12 protein-coding genes and 1 pseudogene are annotated in these 15,846 nt (G+C 69.3%); 7 read left to right on the forward strand and 6 right to left on the reverse strand.

Annotated elements, in window-relative coordinates; translation table 11 throughout:
• Both V6M42_RS01095 and truA read left to right on the forward strand, forming a co-directional pair.
• Positions 1-186, forward strand: a pseudogene (locus V6M42_RS01095) (methionyl-tRNA formyltransferase); the annotation flags it as partial.
• Entirely contained in the window at positions 186-923 is a 738-nt protein-coding gene (truA, locus tag V6M42_RS01100; protein ID WP_332676563.1) for a tRNA pseudouridine(38-40) synthase TruA, read from the forward strand. The pseudogene V6M42_RS01095 and the gene truA, both read left to right, overlap by 1 nt.
• Positions 924-978: 55 nt before the next feature.
• Here the strand turns inward: truA and V6M42_RS01105 are convergent, their stop codons facing one another.
• The gene (locus tag V6M42_RS01105; protein WP_332659102.1) at positions 979-1,116 is read right to left on the reverse strand and encodes an entericidin A/B family lipoprotein; all 138 of its coding nucleotides are present in this window, start codon (positions 1,114-1,116) and stop codon (positions 979-981) included.
• Positions 1,117-1,215: 99 nt separating this feature from the next.
• Here V6M42_RS01105 and V6M42_RS01110 point away from each other — a divergent pair, with 99 nt between their 5' ends.
• The gene (locus tag V6M42_RS01110; RefSeq protein ID WP_332676565.1) at positions 1,216-2,874 is read left to right on the forward strand and encodes a thiamine pyrophosphate-binding protein; all 1,659 of its coding nucleotides are present in this window, start codon (positions 1,216-1,218) and stop codon (positions 2,872-2,874) included.
• An 11-nt stretch (positions 2,875-2,885) separates the two neighbouring features.
• Positions 2,886-3,320: a hypothetical protein gene (locus tag V6M42_RS01115; RefSeq protein WP_332676566.1), complete on the forward strand. Its 435-nt coding sequence runs from the start codon at positions 2,886-2,888 to the stop codon at positions 3,318-3,320.
• Here V6M42_RS01115 and V6M42_RS01120 read toward each other — a convergent pair whose 3' ends face one another.
• A complete protein-coding gene (locus tag V6M42_RS01120) occupies positions 3,321-3,962 on the reverse strand; it encodes a hypothetical protein (RefSeq protein WP_332676568.1) in 642 nt (213 codons plus the stop codon).
• Between the two features lie 104 nt (positions 3,963-4,066).
• On the opposite strand from V6M42_RS01120, the gene polA reads away from it, so the two are divergent.
• On the forward strand, positions 4,067-6,970 hold the full coding sequence (polA, locus tag V6M42_RS01125; protein ID WP_332676570.1) for a DNA polymerase I: 2,904 nt from the start codon (positions 4,067-4,069) through the stop codon (positions 6,968-6,970).
• On the opposite strand, the gene V6M42_RS01130 is transcribed toward polA, so the two are convergent.
• The 4 genes from V6M42_RS01130 to V6M42_RS01145 all read right to left on the reverse strand — a co-directional run bounded on the left by V6M42_RS01130 (position 6,912) and on the right by V6M42_RS01145 (position 12,342).
• Entirely contained in the window at positions 6,912-7,634 is a 723-nt protein-coding gene (locus V6M42_RS01130) for a L,D-transpeptidase (RefSeq protein ID WP_332676572.1), read from the reverse strand. The two genes, polA and V6M42_RS01130, sit on opposite strands and share 59 nt — an antisense overlap.
• Positions 7,635-7,708: 74 nt before the next feature.
• Positions 7,709-10,093, reverse strand: coding sequence for a two-partner secretion domain-containing protein (locus tag V6M42_RS01135; protein WP_332676575.1), 2,385 nt, complete (start codon positions 10,091-10,093; stop codon positions 7,709-7,711).
• A 52-nt stretch (positions 10,094-10,145) separates the two neighbouring features.
• Complete coding sequence (locus V6M42_RS01140) at positions 10,146-11,813, reverse strand: ShlB/FhaC/HecB family hemolysin secretion/activation protein (protein WP_332676577.1); 1,668 nt, start codon at positions 11,811-11,813, stop codon at positions 10,146-10,148.
• Positions 11,814-12,150: 337 nt separating this feature from the next.
• Entirely contained in the window at positions 12,151-12,342 is a 192-nt protein-coding gene (locus V6M42_RS01145; protein ID WP_332676579.1) for a hypothetical protein, read from the reverse strand.
• Between the two features lie 203 nt (positions 12,343-12,545).
• Here V6M42_RS01145 and V6M42_RS01150 point away from each other — a divergent pair, with 203 nt between their 5' ends.
• On the forward strand, positions 12,546-13,814 hold the full coding sequence (locus V6M42_RS01150) for a DUF418 domain-containing protein (RefSeq protein WP_332676582.1): 1,269 nt from the start codon (positions 12,546-12,548) through the stop codon (positions 13,812-13,814).
• Between the two features lie 51 nt (positions 13,815-13,865).
• Positions 13,866-15,359, forward strand: coding sequence for a histidine--tRNA ligase (gene hisS, locus V6M42_RS01155; RefSeq protein WP_332676583.1), 1,494 nt, complete (start codon positions 13,866-13,868; stop codon positions 15,357-15,359).
• The last annotated feature ends 487 nt before the right edge of the window (positions 15,360-15,846 follow it).

Genomic DNA, 15,846 nt, shown 5'->3' on the forward strand with positions numbered 1-15,846 from the left:
CTGATGTCGCGGCTGTCGCTGCGCGGCGCGGGCGCGCCCGGCGAGGTTCTGGACGGCGACCTGCGGATCGCGACCGGCGACGGCGTGGTCCGGCTGCTGCGGGTGCAGCGCGCCGGCAAGGCGGCCCAGACGCCGGACGAGATGCTGCGCGGCTTCGCCCTGCCCGCCGGGACACGGCTGGCCTGATGCCCCGGTATCGGCTGACGCTCGAATACGACGGCTCGAGCTACAACGGCTTTCAGGCCCAGCCGGAACAGCCGACGGTGCAGGGCGCGATCGAGACGGCCATCACCGCCTTCTGCGGCCAGACCGTGCGCATCGCCGCCGCGGGACGGACCGACACCGGGGTTCACGCCACCGGCCAGGTGATCAGTTTCGATCTCGACAAGGCCTGGCCCGAGCGCACGGTGATGAACGCCCTGAACGCCCATCTGGTCGGCGAGGCGGTGTCGGTGCTGGACTGCGCCGCCGTGGACGACGAATGGCACGCGCGCTTCTCGGCGACCGGGCGCCGCTATCTTTACCGCATCCTCAGCCGGCCCGGCCCGCCGGCGCTGGACAAGGGCAGGGTCTGGCATATCCGCAAACCGCTGGACGCCGGGGCCATGCACGAGGCGGCCCAGGCCCTGGTCGGACTGCACGACTTCACCACCTTCCGCGATGTGAACTGCCAGTCGAAATCGCCGGAGAAGACGCTGGACCTCGCCCGCGTGAGCCGCAGCGGCGAGGAGGTGCATCTGGTGTTCGAGGCGCGCAGCTTCCTGCACCGGCAGGTGCGCTCCATGACCGGCACCCTGGCGGAAGTCGGTCAGGGCCGCTGGGCGGTCGAGGACGTGGCGGCGGCGCTGGCGGCGCGCGACCGGGCGGCCTGCGGACCTGTGGCGCCGTCGGACGGGCTGTATCTGACGGGAGTCGTCTACTGAAGTGAAAAGGCCCGCCGGAAACCGGCGGGCCCCTTCATTCGACCTGGCGGGAGGCCTAGTTCTTGGCGTCTTCCGCCGTCGTGGCGACGGCGTTGCCGGCGGCCGAGACGTCGCGGCCGGCGCCGGCGACGGTGTTGCAGGCCGAGACCGCCAGGGCGGCGGCTACGAGGGTCAGGGCGATGATCTTTTTCATGGTATGTCCTTGGGAGGCAGTGTGAACCTTCACCGTAAACGCAAGCGTGGCCGTCGGGTTGCATAGCCAGGCCGGGGTTCGATCTGCTAACCGCTGGACATGACCCAGCCCGCTGACACCGCCGCCCGCCGCCTTGTCGAAACCCTCGTCATGAACGGGATCGACCGCGTCTTCTGCGTGCCCGGCGAAAGCTATCTGGCCGTGCTGGATGCGCTGGCCGACGTGCGCGGGAAGATCCAGGTCATCGCCTGCCGGCACGAGGCGGGCGCCGCCAACATGGCCGAGGCCTACGGCAAGCTGACCGGCAAGCCCGGCGTCTGCATGGTCACGCGCGGGCCCGGCGCCACCCACGCCTCGATCGGCGTGCATACGGCGCATCAGGACTCGACGCCGATGATCCTGTTCGTCGGCCAGATCGCCCTGACCGACCGCGGCCGCGGCGCCTTCCAGGAGGTCGACTACCGCGAGGTGTTCGGCGGCCTCGCCAAATGGGCCACCGAGATCGAAAGCCCGGAACGCACCGTCGAGGTGGTCGAGCGCGCCTTCGCCACCGCGCTTCAGGGCCGGATGGGCCCTGTGGTCATCGCCCTGCCCGAGAACATCCTGCACGAAGACGGCGGCCCTGCCCCGATCCGGCCGGTGACGCCCGCGAAAGCGGCGCTGGATCCGGCCTTCGTCGAACAGGTGCGCGCGAAGCTGGCGAAGGCCGAACGCCCGCTGCTGGTGCTGGGCGGTTCCGGCTGGACCGAAGAAGCCGCCGCCGCCATCGGAGACTGGGCCGAAGGGATCGGCCTCCCGGTCAGCCTGTCGTTCCGGCGCAAGGACCTGCTGTCCAACGACCGTCCCAACTACGCCGGCGACCTGGGCCTCGGCTGCAATCCGAAGCTGACGGCGCGAGCGAAGGCCGCTGACCTGATCATCGCCATCGGCGCCCGGCTGGGGGAGAATCCGACGCAGGGCTACACCCTGTTCGACCGCGCCCGGACGGCGGACACTCTGATCCATATCCACCCCGGACCCGAGGAACTGGGCCGGGTCTGGACGCCTCTGCTCAGCGCGGCGGCCGACAACTCGCTGGCCGCCCTCGCCCTGGCCGCGACCGATCCGGGCCGGACCTGGCATGACGAGGCCGCCGCCGCCCACGCCGACTACCAGGCCTTCTCGACGCCCGTGCCGGTGACCGGGGCGGTGAACATGAGCGAGTGCATGGCCCACCTCGGCGAGATCCTGCCGCCGACCGCCATCGTCACCAACGGCGCGGGCAATTTCGCCGCCTGGCTGCACCGCTTCTATCGCCACCGCGCCTGCCGCACCCAGCTGGCGCCGACCTCGGGGGCCATGGGCTACGGCTATCCGGCCGCCCTCGCCGCCAAGAGCGTCCACCCCGACCGCGACGTCATCTGCATCGCCGGCGACGGCGACTATCTGATGACCGGGCAGGAGATCGCCACGGCGGTCCAGTACGGGATCAACGTCGTCGTGGTCGTGGTCGACAACGGAACCTACGGCACCATCCGCATGCACCAGGAAACCCACTATCCGGGGGCTCAGCGCACCATCGCCACGGATCTGAAGAACCCCGATTTCGTCAAATACGCCGAGGCCTTCGGCGCCTTCGGCGTGCGCTGCGAACGGACCGAGGACTTCCCCGCCGCGCTGGAGGCCGCCCGGAACGCGGGCCGCCCCGCCCTCGTTCACCTGTTGACCTCGGCCGAGGATATCGCGCCCAATCGCACCATCACCGGCCTTCGTTCCTGACAGGAGCCTGTATGCGCCCCGCTCTCACCCTGATCGCCTCGCTCCTTGTGACCGGCTGCGCCACGCCGGCGGAGCCCGCGCCCGAAGAGGTTGTCGTGGGGGAGTTGGGCGACGACTGCGCGATCATCGCCGCGGTGGCGAAGGAGTATTTCCAGTTCGGTCCCGACAATCCGCCGCCACCCGTCCGCTTCGAGGCCGACTATGATCCGCGCTGCGACTGGAGCCGTCACGGACTCGCCTTCGCCCGCTATGACGAAAGCGCACCCTCCGGCGGCCGCGTCAGACCGTGGGTGCGCTTCCACCAACCCCGCTACGACGACGAAGGCGCGGTGATCGAGGTCGGCATCATGCACGGCCCTCTGGCAGGTCAGGGTTCGGAATGCCGCGTCTACTCCGGCTTCGCCGGCTGGATGGTCGGCGGATGCAGGAGGACCTGGGTCTCCTGATCACCGGCGCGGCGGCGGCGTTTCGGTCCAGCAGGATTTGAGGCGCGTCAGCGAGTCCGCGATCACCGGAGCGAAGGGCGCGTCAGACCCCCCCGTCACCTCGAGCCGCTGGCTGTAGCGGGCGCCGGCGAACAGCCCCCTCAGGCGAACTCGGTAGCCGTTGTCGTGTAGATAGCCGCCGCCCACGTCCGTGAGGTCAGGCGCCTCCCCGGGTTCCGGCAACCCCGGCGTCCGCGGCTCGAGCGCCGGGAGGGCATCGAGTTGCCGAAGTGACTCCTCCACGCCCGGACACTGCCGGGAATCAGCGAACCGCTCGATCGTGCGCTCCCCGTCCATGGCCCGCAGCCGCGCGAACCAGATCGGGCGCCGCCCTTGGCTGTCGGTCAACCACACCCAGTTGAAGGCCACGGACAGGGACGTCCGCGAGAGGTCTTCCGCCGCGCTCATCTCGACCTGCGGCGGCGTCCAGGGAAGGGACGCCTCGCCGTTCGCCAGAACAAAAGTCCTGGCCTCCTCGAACGACCGGCTCGTGTCGTCCAGAGCGGGCAGATAGCCGTCCAGCCGGATCCTCGGCCAGGGTTGCGACGGCGGCGGCGCGGTCTGGGCGGAAAGCATCAGGGTCAGGAGCAGGCTCGACAGCATGGGGCGTTCCTCCGCCCTCAGCTTGAGCGAGGGCCGGGCCGCCGGTCAACATCCGCGCCGCTTGATCTGATGACGGGCGCGTCCGGCGCCCCTATGTTCCGCCCATGACCGACACAGCGCCCGAATCCGCCGACCGCCCCCTGACCCAGGACGGCCCCGCGCTGCGGCTGTGGATGATCGACGCCTCGGCCTACATCTTCCGCGCCTACCACGCCCTGCCGCCCCTGACGCGCAAGTCCGACGGCCTGCCGGTGGGCGCGATCCAGGGCTACTGCAACATGCTGTGGAAGCTGCTGCAGGACATGAAGGGCGCCGACGGCCCGACCCATCTGGTGGCCATCTTCGACCATTCGGAGAAGACCTTCCGCAACGAGCTGTACGACCAGTACAAGGCCAACCGCTCGGCCCCGCCCGAGGATCTGATCCCCCAGTTCCCGCTGGTGCGCGAGGCCACCGCGGCCTTCGGCGTCGCCTGCCTCGAACTGCCCGGCTACGAGGCCGACGACCTGATCGCCACCTACGCCTGCAAGGCGCGGGATGCGGGCGGCGAGGCGGTCATCGTCAGCTCCGACAAGGACCTGATGCAGCTGATCGGCGGCGGCGTGGTCATGTGGGATCCGATGAAGGACCGGCGGCTGGAAGAAGACGCCGTCATGGAGAAGTTCGGCGTCCTGCCCGAGAAGATGGTCGACCTCCAGGCGCTGATCGGCGACAGCGTCGACAACGTCCCCGGCGCCCCCGGCATCGGCCCCAAGACGGCGGCCCAGCTGCTGGACGAATACGGCGACCTGGACACGCTTCTGGAACGCGCCGGCGAGATCAAACAGCCGAAACGCCGCGAGACCCTGATCAATTTCCGCGACCAGATCCTGCTCAGCCGCGAACTGGTGCGCCTGACCTGCGACGCCCCCGCGCCCGAGCCGATCGACGACTTCGTGGTCCGCCACCCCGACCCGGAAAAGCTGGGCGAATTCCTCGACCGGATGGAGTTCCGCAGCCTTCGCAACCGCGTCGGCGACGGCAAGGCCGCGGCGAGGGACGGCACCGCCTTCGTGGTCCGCCCGAAGGTCCCCGGCGCTCCCGTCGCCACCCCCCGCTACGGCCAGGTCGCGACCGGCCCCGCCGAGGCCCAGACCGTCGACATCGAATCCTACCGCTGCGTCCAGACCATCGAGGAGCTCGACGCCTGGATCGCCCGCGCCACGGAGGCCGGGGTCGTCGGCTTCGACACCGAGACCGACGCCCTCAGCGCCACCCACGCGGGCTTGTGCGGCGTGTCGCTGGCGATCGGGCCGAACGACGCCTGCTATGTGCCGCTGACGCACGAGCACGAACCGGCGGCCAACGCCGGGGGGCTGGATTTCGGGGGGGAGACGGACCAGCGCGAACCGATCACCCAGATCGACAAGCCCGCCGCCCTCGCCCGCCTCAAGGTGCTGCTGGAGAACCCCGGCGTCCTCAAGGTGATGCAGAACGGCAAATACGACATCGCCGTCATGGCCCGGCGCGGCATCCGGGTGGCGCCGATCGACGACACCATGCTGATCTCCTACGTGCTGGAGGGCGGGCTTCACGGCCACGGCATGGACGAGCTGGCGCGGCTGCACCTCGGCCACGACCCGATCCCGTTCAAACAGGTGGCGGGCACGGGCAAGAGCCAGAAGTCCTTCAAACACGTCGAGCTGAAACCGGCCACCTGCTACGCCGCCGAGGACGCCGACGTGACCCTGCGCCTGTGGCGCATCCTCAAGCCGCGGCTGGCCGAGGAAAAGCTGACCACCGTCTATGAAACGCTGGAGCGCGGCATGCCCGCCGTCCTGGCCGAGATGGAGCGGGCCGGCGTCCGCGTCGACCCCGACCGGCTGAAGCGCCTGTCGTCCGAGTTCGGCATGCGCATGGCCGAGCTGGAGGCCACCGCCCACCAGATGGCCGGCCGCCCGTTCAACATCGGCAGCCCGCGCCAGATCGGCGACATCCTGTTCGGCGAGATGAACCTGACCGGCGGCAGGAAGACCGCCTCGGGCCAGTGGGAGACCGGCGCCGCCACGCTCGAGACCCTGGCCCTGACCCACGACCTCCCGCGCGTCCTGCTGGACTGGCGCCAGCTCAGCAAGCTCAAGGGCACCTACACCGACGCCCTGATCGAGGCCGCCGACAAGACCACCGACCGCGTCCACACCTCCTACCAGCTGGCCGCCGCCACCACCGGCCGCCTGGCCAGCAGCGACCCCAATCTGCAGAACATCCCGATCCGCACCGAGACCGGCCGCCAGATCCGCCAGGCCTTCATCGCCGCCCCCGGCCACGTCCTGATCAGCGCCGACTACAGCCAGATCGAGCTGCGCCTGCTGGCCCACATCGGCGACATCCCCGAGCTCAAGCGCGCCTTCGCCGCCGGCATCGACATCCACACCGCCACGGCCTCGGAGATGTTCGGCGTCCCCGTCGACCAGATGGACCCCGAGACGCGCCGCCGCGCCAAGGCGATCAATTTCGGCATCGTCTACGGCATCTCGGCCTTCGGCCTGGCTGCCCAGCTGGGCATCGACCAGGGCGAGGCCGGGGCCTACATCAAGACCTATTTCGAGCGCTTCCCCGGCATCCGCGCCTACATGGACGCCACCAAGGTTCAGGTGCGCGAGACGGGCATGGTCTCGACCGTCTTCGGCCGCCGCATCCACATTCCGGCCATCCACTCCAAGTCGGGGGCCGAGCGCCAGTTCGGCGAACGCGCCGCCATCAACGCCCCCATCCAGGGCGCCGCCGCCGACATCATCCGCCGCGCCATGATCCGCATGCCGGGGGCCCTGTCAGACGCCGGCCTGTCCACCCGCATGCTGCTTCAGGTCCACGACGAACTGGTCTTCGAGGCCCCGGAAGCCGAGGCGGAGGGCGCCATCGTGGTGATCAAACGGACGATGGAAGGTGCGGCGGAACCGGCCGTGGCGCTCACGGTGCCGCTGGTGGTGGATGCAAGGGCGGCCGGGAACTGGGACGAGGCGCACTGACCTGGTCCGGGGCGCCCCTGCCCTGGTCGGGTTCGGAAGGGACGACGGCCGGCAGGAAAAACACCTCTGCGACGGATCGGACCTCCGGCAGGATATAGACGACCCCGGTCGTGTCCCTGAACACAGGCTCCACGACCCCGGCGTAGAAGTCAGCCGGCACGTTCACGCACCCAAACGAGATCCGGTTGTCGTCGGCTGTGGCCGTCGCGAGGCGTTGCAGGCGCCGGTCGGCGGGCCGCGTGGTGATGACCGGATGCAAGGACAGGGCGGCGTCGTAGTCGATCCAGAGGATTCCCTTCCCGCCGAGGTTCTCGCCCATTGAGGCCAGGAACCGTCCCGCGGGCGTGATGCGTTCGCCCGGCGTGATGGTGGACAGGGGACGGGCGCCTATGCCGGGCGGCGAGACGTCGCCGCGCGCCAGACCCAGCAGCGCCGGCCCGACCCCGATCAGCCGGCCCTCGCGGTCAAAGGCCGCGACCTGCGCGCTGACCTTGTCGATGACGAGGAAGGGCAGGCCCTGATTGTCGGCCGTCTCGCGTACCCAGGCCGCCAGCCGGTCAGCGGCCGACGAGGCGACGAAGGTCGAGGCGGCGTCCGGCGGGCCGGGCGGCGACGGCCGTTCGTCGGCCAGGCTGGCCGAGGCGAAGGTCAGGCCGATGAACAATCCCGCGACCGCGGAACGCCCCGGCGCCCAAGACCGTGCGTCCCGCGGCCGGCGCGTCGGGGTCGTCCCCGCCGTCAATTGCGGTCCTGCTTGGGAGGGTAGACGGGAACCCGGGGCGCGGCCGGCGTCACGGGCGCGGCCCGGGAAGGGGCCGGGATCGTCTCCTCGACGGGCGGGGAGAAGGGCGTCGATTCATGGGGCGGCAGTCGAACGCCTCCATCGACCACGTCGAACGCGAGCTCGGGCGCAGGCGTCATGGGCGGGGGCGGGCCCACGATCGGGTAGACCGCGATCGGCGTCGGCGCGACGGGCGGAATGACGGGCGGAGTGACGGGCGGGATAACCGGCGGCGTCACGGGCGGGATGACCGGAGGCGGCGGGGTGACGGGCGGGGTCACCGGGGGCGGCGTCACCGGCGGCGGAGTCACCGGGGGCGGAGTCACCGGAGGCGGAACAGCCGCCGCCGAGATCGTTCCCCGGGTCCTGAAGGTCGACACGCAGCAGGAACCGGCCAGGGCGTATTGGTCGGCGTTTGCGCCGGCCAGCGAGTAGCCGCTGTAGGTGATGCCGACATCGGCGCCGACGGCCGCCGAATCGAAGGTCGCGCTCGCGCCCGGACCCGCGACCAGATTTACGCCCGTGGGCAGACCCGAGGCGACCGTGGTCCTGAAGCCGTTGAGGGTGGTTGCGGTCCCGCCGTCAGCCTCACGGCTGCCGTCCGGGAACAGCAGCATCCGTTGCGTCAGCGCCGCGCCCTCGGTGAGGGTGAAGTGGGTCGAGAAGTCCGACGGAGCCGCGTAGGACACCGGATTGTAGTTGATCGTGACAGGGGCCGCCGTGACCGTGACGGGCGGGGCCAGCGGACTGAAGATGATGGTGCCGCCGCCGACGCCGGGACCGGATCCGTCCGCGCCGGCGATGATGGTCAGCCCGACCGGCAGGCCCAGGCTCTGGGCCGGAATGGTGCTGCCCCGGGTCAGGGTGACGGCGGCGTCGATATGGACGTCGTGCCCGGCGCAGAGGGCGATGTTGCCGTCCGTGGTGGTGATCGCGTGATAGACGTTCACGTTCTGCCCGGCGTTCAGCAGGACGCTGCCGTTCACCGTGGTGATGGGCGCATTGACGTTCACGTCCCGTCCGCAGCAGGCGACCAGATTGCCGTTGGTGGCCGTGATGGCGGCGTTGATGTTGACGTCGCGATTGGCGTTCAGCGTCAGGGTGGTGGGGGTGGAGGAGGCGGTCCAGGCGATCGCGTCGTTCACGTGGATGTCGCCGTCGCCCGGCAGCGCCGCGCCCGCGCCCGTCATCGTGCTGATAACGACATTGGTGGTCACCAGCTGGGCGGACAGGGTGGCTCCGGAAATATTGCCGCCGGCCCCGATGGTGAAGTCGGCCGGATCGATCAGCCAGGTCCCCGTGTCACCCGAGGGCGCATCCGTGGTGATGAAGGTTCCGGGCGCGATGTTCACGGTCCCGGCGGATGTCTCGATGAAGCCACCGTCGCCGCCGCCGGGCGCGCCGGCGTCAAGGACTCCGGCCACGTTGAGCGTCCCGCTCTGCATGTCTCCCAGAAGCAGGATGGTCCCGTTGCGATCGTCAATCGTACGGGCCTGGATGAGGCCGGTGTTGTTCACCACCGTCCGGAGCAGCTCGCCCGCGCCCTGCGCGGTCATCACCACCCGGCCTCCGTCCGCCTGCAGCATGCCGCCGTTCTGGACCAGGGCGTTGGCCGCGCCCTCGTCGACGACGACGTTGAGCAGACCGTCGCCGGCGACATCGAGGGTTATGGCCTCGCCCGAGGCGAGGACGATCGAGCCCAGATTGGCCTGGACCAGGCCCTGGTTGCTGACGCTGCCTCCCAGAAGCGCGACATAGCCGCCGTCCGCGATGATCGCGCCTTCGTTGACCACCGAACCGCTTCCGCCGCCCGAGAACCTGTAGTGGCCGGCCATGAAGTCGGCGTCGCTGATGCCCAGGGTCGATGCGACCAGACCGCCGACATTGACCTGCGACCCCTGTCCGAACAGGACGCCGTTGGGATTGATCAGGAACACCTGGCCATTGGAGGTCAGGCTGCCGAAGATCGCCGAGGCGTCCGGCCCCAACACCCTGTTCAGGGCCACCGAGCTGCCATTGGGCTGCACGAAGGCGACGCTGCCGCCGGAGCCGATGGAGAAGCTCTGCCAGTTGATGACCGTGTTCTGGGTCGACTGGTTGATCGTCATCGTGCCGGGCCCGGCGGTGATGGTGGCGCCGCCCGAGGCGACCGAGCCGCCTGTCGGCAGGGTCTGAGCCTGGACCGCTGTTCCCAGGATAAGGGATGCGCCCAGCCCGAACAGGGCGCTGGCGGCGAAGCCGGCCAGCCGGGTCGAGGCCGTCAGGGCGGCCTTGCGACCCGACGGGGCGAATCGACATCCGGCCGGCCGGCCGGCGCCGGCGATAAGGTGGAGTCTGGTCATCAGAACGTCCTTGTCGGGAAAGTCGGGGGGGTGCGGTCCGTCATCGTCGTCATCAGAACAGCTTGACGATCTGGAACCATCCGCGGCCCGTTTCGTCGGGTCCGGAGGTCGAAATCTGATCGTTGAACCGGCGGGCGTAGGATGCGCGGATGATGAGGTTATCGGGCCCGAACCAGTTGATCCCGATGCCGCCGCCGCTGCGCCGGGCATGGTTGGGGCCGGCGAACCAGGGATCGTGGGCGAAGTCGACTTCGCCCGTGTCGACGAAGGCGATCAGCTGGAACTGGCCCGGCAGGGGCTGCGTCCACGCATCCAGCATCAGGCGGGCCTCCACGGTCGCGACATAGCCCTCGTCGCCGTAGGCCTCGCCCTCGGGATAGGCGCGCACCGCATAGGCGCCGCCCAGTTCCATCTTTTCCGAACTGTCCAGATTGTCAGTGGCGATCTGCCCGCGCAGGGCGCCGAAGACCGACAGGGGGCCGCTGACCGTCTGCAGCCGCGAAACGGCGTATTGCAGCTTGTTGAACCCGCCGTGGGAGCGTGCGGTCGACGCGTCGATGGCCCGCTCGAGCGGGCTCTCGATATCGAGGTCGCCCGATGTCCAGAACAGAGATCCCGTGTTCCAGCCGCCGCCGCCGAAGGCGTCATGGGAATCGCCGTACAGGCCTGCCGTCACGGCCCGTATCTCCCTGTTGGACACCTGCGAGACCAGATCGATCTCGTCCGTCAGGTATTTCGCGTCCAGGCTGGCCATGGCGTAGAGGTTCGCAGCCCGCGAGCGGATGAGCGGATAGCTGGCGAAGGCGCTGATGATGTCGGATGCGCCGCCCGCGTCGAGGGCCGCGAATTCCCGGCCGAGCGCATACTCCAGATGCGTATAGGCCACCCCGACCGTCGCGTCGCCGAGCGGCGCCTGCCAGGCGGCGCGTCCATAGGCCAGACCCTCCGTCGAGGCGAGCAGACGCAGGCTCAGAAGGTCCCCGAAGCCCGTCGCATTGTGGGCGTTGATCGATCCGCCGAACCGGTAGGCGCCGGTGTAGCGGTTGCCGGCGTTATCGGCCTCGAGGCTGCCCGAAATCCGCGGCGCGCGCGTCAGGCCCACGGTGAGGTCGGAGGTTCCGACCTCGGCGCCGGGAGACAAGGTCGAATGGACCACGACGCCGGGAATATCGGAGAGCAGAAGAAGCCGCCGCTCAAGCGCCGCAACGGCGACCGGGTCGCCGCTGTTCAGACCCGCCGTGATACGTCGCGCCACGTCATCCGACACGCCTGACTCGTTGTGTAGATTGATCGCGCCGTAGCGGCCCTCGACCACGGCGATCGTCACCACGCCGTCGGGAACGCCCTGGGCCGGCAGATAGGCCTGGGCCAGAACATAGCCGCGACTGTTGTAGAAGCGCGTGATCCCGGCCGCCGCATTGCGAATTTCCGCCAGGGTCAGATCGCTTCCCGGCGTGAATCCCGTGGCTGCGATCAGTTCCGCTTCCGGGAAGAGGGTCGCGCCGGTGATGCGCAGCGCGTTCACCCGGATACGCGTGCCTTCGGCGACGGCGTCGACCGGCGCCTCGGGGCGTTCAATCTGGATGTCCGGAACGCTACGCAGCGGGAGCGTGGCGGGCGGGATTTGCTGCAGCTGACCGCCAGGGCGGGGTGCTTGCTGGGCGTAGGCCGACTGACCAGTCGCCAATAGCGCAGCCGCTATCAGGCCGAATCTCAACATGACTATCTCGAAGCGCCGCCGCGAAATCAGGGCGTACCGGCTCTCACGCAGCGGAGAGCACGCACGTAGAAAAGGCTGGATGATCGATTCAGTCGGTGCTGGCTTGAGAAATAAATCAACCGCACGTGCGAGTTGAGTTCAAGCATTTCGGCAACAATAGAGCTTAGCATCTTTGTTGATTAACAAGACATGAACATGTTGTTCACGTCTGTGGTAAAATAACGAACGGCTAATAACTTAAATTGTTCCATGGCACTTGAATATTAGTGCGTGCGCCCTATTCCCGGCGCCGGTTGCGAACGGCCATATCGCGGCCTCCGGGCGACAGGACCGCGCGTCACCGGTCCCGGGAGCCCGTCCACCCCAGCGCCCGCAGCTCGATCCGCGCCGCCTGCTGCAGGACGGAGCCCGGGGAGAGGCGCTCGATCTCGGACAGGAGCCCGCCGATGCCGGCGCGGCCGTCGGCGCTGGTCAGGTCGATGCCCTGCAGGACGGCGAGGAGGCGGGCGGTCGGGTCTTCGGGCGTCATGGCTGGGGCTCTCTGGCTGGAGGGATGTGAAGACCGACCCGGGGAGAGGGAAAGCATTCCGGACGGGGACTCGCAACGGGAATGTTGCCGGTTTGTTCTTTTTGTGTGGAGGGTCGTCCGGATCGCCGGCGGTTACCGCGAATTCAGTTTCCAGATCGGCCCGCGTCCGCCAGTTTGAGGCTCGCCGGATTGGGGGGAAGATCATGGCCGCTGTCGACATTGAATCCACGCCGCGGGCCCGGCCCGCGCTCGAGCCCGTCCGGCCCAAGGACCGCATCTACAATCTGGATGTGCTGCGCGGCTGGGCCATACTGGGCATCCTGGCCGTCAACGCCGTCGCCTTCGCCTGGCCGTACCAGCTGACCATGTCGGAGGCGCCGCCCCCGGGGGTGCTGACCCAGGCGGACCACATCGGCATGTGGGTCACCGACGTCTTCTTCTCCGACAAGATGCGGACGCTGTTCACCATGCTGTTCGGCGTGTCGGTCTTTCTGGTCGGCGGCGAGCGGTTCGACGACGACCGCGGCCCGCTGCTGCGCCGCCGCCTGTTGTGGCTCGGCCTGATCGGCCTGATCCACGGGGCGGTCTTCTGGTACGGCGACATCCTGTTCCACTACGCCTACTGCGGCCTGCTGGTCATGCTGATGCGCTCGTGGAGCGCGCGCAGGCTGCTGTGGGTCGGCGGATCGATCACCCTGCTGTGGGGACTGGTCGCCACCGCCGGCTACTGGGGCATGGCCAATATGCCGGCCGAGTATGCGGCGCAGATGAAGGCGGGCATGCCGACGGCGGACCCCGCGGCGATCCAGGCCACGATCGATCTCTACCGCGCCGGCTGGCCCGAGGGGCTGATGCAGAACCTGCAGACCTGGGCGACCTTCCAGCTGATGGCCAGCCCGTTCCTGATTCCGGTCACCGTGCCGCTGATGCTGCTGGGGCTGGGGCTGTTCAAGTCGGGCTATCTCTCGGGCCGGTCGCCGCTGTGGGTCTATCTGCTGGTCATCGCCGTGGGCGGGGCCAATCTGGCGGCCTTCGCCTGGTTCGGCTGGCAGGAGGCCATGGCCCCCGAGGGAACGGATCCGACCCGCGGCCTGGCCGCCGCCGCCGGCGGCATGGCCTTCCTGATCACCCTGTTCTACGCCAGCATCCTGATCCTGATAAACCGGTTCGGGGCGAGGGTGCTGACGGCGATGTTCGCGCCGGTCGGGCGGATGGCCTTCACCAACTACCTGACCCAGACCCTGATCATGGTCACCCTCTACTATGCGCCCTGGGGGCCCATGTGGTTCGGCTCGCACAGCCCGGCCGAGATGTGGACGGTGGTGATCGCCGTCTGGGCCGCCCAGCTGATCTGGTCGCCGCTGTGGCTGTCGGCGTTCAGCATGGGGCCGCTGGAGTGGGTGTGGCGCTGCCTGACCTACGGACGGATGGTGCCGATCCGCAAACCCGCCGCGGCCTCGGTCGCCCTGTGAGCGTTGCCCTGAACGTTGCCGGGGGGCGGGTGATGGCTTAAGCGGCGCGGCATGAGCACCGATACGCCGATCCGCCCCGAAGCCCGCAATCCGCGCGGCTTCGCCGACCGCCGCGGCGCGGACCTGACCGCCGAGCGCCGCCTGGTGGCGCGCGTGTCCGAGGTCTATGAGCGCTGGGGCTTCGAGCCGCTGGAGACGGGCGCCTTCGAATACGCCGACGCCCTGGGCAAATTCCTGCCCGACGCCGACCGTCCCAACGAGGGCGTCTTCGGCCTGCAGGACGACGACGAACAGTGGATGGCCCTGCGCTATGACCTGACCGCGCCGCTGGCCCGGTTCGCGGCCCAGGGGTGGGAGACCCTGCCCAAGCCGTTCCGCCGCTACGCCTTCGGCCCCGTCTGGCGCAACGAGAAGCCCGGCCCCGGCCGCTTCCGCGAATTCGTCCAGTGCGACGCCGACACCGTCGGCTCGGACCGGCCCGAGGCCGACGCCGAGATCATCGCCATGGCCTGCGAGGGGCTGCAGGCCGCCGGGCTGGACGCCGGTCAGGCCGTGGTCCGGGTCTCGAACCGCAAGCTGTTCGACGGCCTGTTCGCCGCGGGCGGGATCGAGGACGCCGGCCAGAAGCTCACCGCCCTGCGCGCCATCGACAAATTCGACCGTCTGGGCTGGGAGGGCGTCGCGGCCCTGCTGGGCGAGGGTCGGCTGGACGAGTCCGGCGACTACACCAAGGGGGCGAAACTGCCGTCGGGCGTGATCGCGACCATCGAAGGCTTCCTCGCCTCGGTCGGGACTGAGGGCCTGACGCGGGCGCAGACCCTGGACGCCGTGGCGCAGGCCGGCGGTCTGGGCGAGATCGGCGAGGCCGCCCTGAATGAACTGGCCGCCATCGACGCGGCGCTGAACGCCATGAAGGTCGGCCAGGAGGCGGTGCGTTTCGATCCGACCATCGTGCGCGGGCTGGAATATTACACCGGCGCCGTGTTTGAGGCCGAGCTGCTGCTGGACACCACCGACGACAAGGGCCGGGCCGTGCGCTTCGGCTCCATCGGCGGCGGCGGCCGCTACGACGATCTGGTCGCCAGATTCACCGGCGAACGCCTGCCAGCCACAGGCTTCTCGTTCGGCGTCTCGCGCCTGGCCTCGGCGCTCAAGGCGGCGGGCCGGGGCGCGGCGGACGGCGTGCGCGGCCCGGTGGTCGTCATCGTCTTCTCGGACGCGGACATGCAGCACTATCTCGACGCCGTGTCGGAGCTGCGCAACGCCGGGATCGCCGCCGAACTCTACCTCGGCCGGGCCGGCATGAAGGCGCAGATGAAATACGCCGACCGGCGCGGCGCGCCCGCCGCCGTCATCCTGGGCGGGGACGAGATCGCGGCCGGCCAGGTCACGGTCAAGGACCTCGACGCGGGCCGCGCCCTGGCCGCCGGCGTCACCGACAACGAGGCCTGGAAATCCGAACGCCCCGGCCAGCGGATCGTCCCGCGCGGCGACCTGGTCGCGACCGTTCGCGCCATCGTCGCGAGTGCACACACAGGTTCGTGAGTTATCGCTGATAACCCAGGAATTCCCGTTGGTTCCATAGGGTGTTCATTGACTTGAACGGCGAAATGTCGTCTTTCTGACGCACTCGAGAAGCGCAGCGTTTCGACGCAGCAGCGGCTCGGAGGCGTTTCGGGGAGGAAACGTCCGCTCGTCAAAGAGCGAAAAGAAGCCCGCCGCGATGTATCCCCCGCGGCGGGCTTTTTTGCGTCCGGCGTTTGGAGCCCCTTCTTCTTTCGTCATCCTCCGGCAAGCCGCGCAGCGGCGCAGACCGGGGGACCCAGCGGCGCGCGAGAGCGCGACTCTTTCGGGAGCGCTGCCGTCAACCATCCTGCCTTGGCAGATCGCCTTCGGCGCCGCTGGGTCCCCCGGTCTCGCTGCGCTCGCCGGAGGATGACGAAAGAAAGAAAAAGGGCCGGAGCGTCGCCGCCCCGGCCCCTCTCTCATCGGATGCCTCGCTACCCTACCAGATACGCACCCGGTCTTCCGG

Origin of the sequence: Brevundimonas sp., from assembly GCF_036677305.1 — a bacterium.
Taxonomy (GTDB): Bacteria; Pseudomonadota; Alphaproteobacteria; order Caulobacterales; family Caulobacteraceae; genus Brevundimonas.

Excerpts from the sequence above, each read along its gene's own strand:
- truA (WP_332676563.1), top strand. The coding sequence starts at position 186 with ATGCCCCGGTATCGGCTGACGCTCGAATACGACGGCTCGAGCTACAAC.
- V6M42_RS01105 (WP_332659102.1), bottom strand. The coding sequence starts at position 1,116 with ATGAAAAAGATCATCGCCCTGACCCTCGTAGCCGCCGCCCTGGCGGTC.
- V6M42_RS01140 (WP_332676577.1), bottom strand. The coding sequence starts at position 11,813 with ATGTTGAGATTCGGCCTGATAGCGGCTGCGCTATTGGCGACTGGTCAG.
- polA (WP_332676570.1), top strand. The coding sequence starts at position 4,067 with ATGACCGACACAGCGCCCGAATCCGCCGACCGCCCCCTGACCCAGGAC.
- V6M42_RS01110 (WP_332676565.1), top strand. The coding sequence starts at position 1,216 with ATGACCCAGCCCGCTGACACCGCCGCCCGCCGCCTTGTCGAAACCCTC.
- V6M42_RS01120 (WP_332676568.1), bottom strand. The coding sequence starts at position 3,962 with ATGCTGTCGAGCCTGCTCCTGACCCTGATGCTTTCCGCCCAGACCGCG.
- hisS (WP_332676583.1), top strand. The coding sequence starts at position 13,866 with ATGAGCACCGATACGCCGATCCGCCCCGAAGCCCGCAATCCGCGCGGC.
- V6M42_RS01115 (WP_332676566.1), top strand. The coding sequence starts at position 2,886 with ATGCGCCCCGCTCTCACCCTGATCGCCTCGCTCCTTGTGACCGGCTGC.
- V6M42_RS01150 (WP_332676582.1), top strand. The coding sequence starts at position 12,546 with ATGGCCGCTGTCGACATTGAATCCACGCCGCGGGCCCGGCCCGCGCTC.
- V6M42_RS01135 (WP_332676575.1), bottom strand. The coding sequence starts at position 10,093 with ATGACCAGACTCCACCTTATCGCCGGCGCCGGCCGGCCGGCCGGATGT.
- V6M42_RS01145 (WP_332676579.1), bottom strand. The coding sequence starts at position 12,342 with ATGACGCCCGAAGACCCGACCGCCCGCCTCCTCGCCGTCCTGCAGGGC.